Origin of the sequence: Pseudoduganella sp. RAF53_2, assembly GCF_052113985.1 — a bacterium.
Taxonomy (GTDB): Bacteria; Pseudomonadota; Gammaproteobacteria; order Burkholderiales; family Burkholderiaceae_D; genus Rugamonas.
Map to the genome: position 1 here is coordinate 1 of NZ_JBFRDW010000702.1, position 2,991 is coordinate 2,991.

Consider the following 2,991-nt stretch of genomic DNA (forward strand, 5'->3'; position numbering starts at 1 on the left):
GTATTCAGGAGAGGCCATCGTCAGGAAGATGGCGGCGTACACCCGGTTTTTGCGTGCTGCGAGTCCGGTTGCGCTGTAACCGTTGTTAGCGGCCGGGATGGCAATGGAATTCATCACAGTCTTGATCTGGTTGCGCAAGCTAGTGGACATGCGCCCGCTCAGCAGCAGCAGGTTGAGGCGGTCCAGCAGCTTKTCCGGCGTCGCGGCCATATCGATCTCCGCGCTGTAGTTCGGCAGGATGTCGTGGTTATCGCCGATGCCGGACTGGATCGCGGCCTGAATCAGGTTCAGATAGCCCACTACCGATGGCTCGCCCGTGATCTGCATTTCGGGCGACACCTTGCCGGCGGCGGCAATGCTGGTCCCAGGCGGCGTGTAGGCCGGGCGATAGAAGTTGAACACGGACGGTGAACGCATCGGCTGTTGTCCCAGTCCGTTGAGCGGATCTTCCAGACTCCACATCAGGAATTTTCCTGACGTCGAACGCGCATTGAACGCACGCATCCAGTTCGACAAACGCAGGATCGGCTCACGGATCTTGCCGCTGTCCGCATCCACGGTCTGGGTACGCGCTTCCGCATCCAGCAGCACGGCTTGCAGCACGGCTTTCATGTCGCCGCGCACGCCGCTGCCGTTGTTGTTGAAGGCGGCCGCCACGCGGCTCACATACGCCGGACTTGGATTGCTTGTCACCAGACGCTCGATCAGCTGGCGGCCGATGAAGGGACCGACATTCGGATGGTTGAACAGCTTGTCCAGCGCCACCTTCATGTCCGCCGCGCCGCTGCCATTGGTACTGGTGCCGAGGAAGCTCTTGCTGCTGTTGGAGTGGAACTGCGCGTAGTTAATCATCGGCAGCACGTCGCGGTTCGGATCGGCGGCGCCGTTCTCGAAGCGGTTGGTGGTGGTATCGGGGCCGTACCACGCCCAGCCTGTGAAGACCTTGGCCAGACCAGCCACATCGGCGTGGGTGTAGGTTTCAATCGGCTGGCCGCTGCGCAGCTGCCGGGTGCCGTCCTGATTCAGCTGATACAGGCCGATGGAGAACAGCTGCATGACTTCACGCGCGAAGTTCTCGTCCGGCGTACGGGTGCCGTCCTCTTTCTTGTTGCGCATGTGGGAGAGGTAGATGCCCATCATCGGATGCAGGGCCACCGCTTGTAGCAGGTCGCGGAAATTGCCGAAGGCGTATTTGCCGAGCGTGTCGTAGTAGCTGGCCACGCCGCGCGGATAGCCCGACACGTCGGAATCCAGGAAGGACACCACGAAGATCTGCGACAGCGCATACGTCACGCGCTGGCGCAGGTGATCGTCGCCCAGCACGGCATTACGCCAGAAGATTTCGTAGAACTGCACATCGCTGGGTTTCTTGCCCTTGTTCTGGGCGGCCCACTGGTCGAAGTAAGGTTTGGTGAGCGACTGGTTTTTCGAGAACTCTGAGGTCATCCAGGCGCGCGGGCCCATGCCGGCAACTCTGCCGATTTCGTACGGAGTCGGGCCGAAGCTCGCCTGCGTGAGGAAGCGGGCCGCATCAGATTGCGAAACCGCTGAGGTAGTGGTGCTTGCAGCCAGGCGTACTGCGGCCTGTGGCTGAGCGGCCGTGTCGGCGGATTCCGTATTGCTATTGCCGCCGCAGGCGGTCAGTGTGCACAGAATGGCCGAGGAAGAGATGAGCTTTAGTCTGTTCATTGATTCACACATGAAAATTGACAGGCGGAAGTCTAGTCAGCGATTTACACTTGAGGGGTGGAAATGTGACTTATTCTGAGTCAATATTGACGATGTGGAATCTTTTTGAGCGAAGTTGGATGCAAGTTAGCCGACATTGGAGACTAGTTCCACAGGGTAAATTCCTGGTAGTATTTTGATAGCAGGAAATTTTTTCACATTGTTGTGTCAATTGCGAAATCCGTAATATTGCATACGTATAAGCGGGCGCAATTGATTCGCTGTGGCAATCGGAATAAAAAAACCGCTCCGGAGAGCGGTTTTTTGTTTGAAGCAGAAAAGTCTTACTGCTTTACGCAATCCACGAAGTAGTCACGCTTGCCGTTCACTTCGCGTTTCACCAGGCCGTGGACATCCGTTTCGAAGCCAGGGAAGCGTTCGTTGAAGTCGCGTGCGAAGCGCAGGTAGTCGACAATGGTCTTGTTGAAGCGCTCACCCGGGATCAGCAGCGGAATGCCTGGCGGGTATGGCGTCAGCAGGATCGAGGTGATACGGCCTTCCAGTTCGTCGATCGCTACGCGCTCGATCTTGCGGTGGGCCATCTTGGCGAAGGCATCGGACGGCTTCATGGCAGGTACCATATCGGACAGATACATTTCGGTGGTCAGGCGCGCCACGTCGTAGGCCTTGTAGAAGTCGTGGATCGACTGGCACAGGTCACGCAGGCCCATTTGCTCGTAGCGCGGATTCGCGGCCGAGAACTCCGGCAGGATGCGCCACATCGGAGCGTTCTTGTCGTAGTCGTCCTTGAACTGCTGCAGCGCGGTCAGCAGGGTATTCCAGCGGCCTTTGGTGATACCGATGGTGAACATGATGAAGAAGGAGTACAGGCCGCACTTCTCGATAATCACGCCGTGTTCGGCCAGGTATTTGGTCACGATGGACGCAGGAATACCGGTTTCGGCAAACGCGCCGTCCAGCGACAGGCCCGGATTGACGATGGTGGCCTTGATCGGGTCCAGCATATTGAAGCCCGGCGCCAGCTTGCCGAAGCCGTGCCAGTCGTCTTCCGCGCGAATGATCCAGTCCTCGCGGGTGCCGATGCCTTCTTCTGCAAAGTTCTCGGGACCCCAGACCTTGAACCACCAGTCGTTGCCGAATTCCTCGTCCACTTTTTTCATGGCGCGGCGGAAGTCCAGCGCTTCCAGGATCGATTCTTCCACCAGGGCGGTGCCGCCCGGCGCTTCCATCATGGCTGCCGCCACATCGCAGGAAGCGATGATGGAGTATTGCGGCGAAGTGGAGGTGTGCATCAGGTAAGCC

At 58.4% G+C, this 2,991-nt stretch carries 1 protein-coding gene and 1 pseudogene; both read right to left on the reverse strand.

Features of this window, described 5'->3' with window-relative positions; translation table 11 throughout:
* Window positions 1-1,689: DUF1800 domain-containing protein (locus AB4Z11_RS28080; protein WP_442029117.1), on the reverse strand; the 1,689-nt coding region annotated here is incomplete at its 3' end.
* Between the two features lie 323 nt (window positions 1,690-2,012).
* Window positions 2,013-2,991, reverse strand: a pseudogene (locus AB4Z11_RS28085) (lysine decarboxylase); the annotation flags it as partial.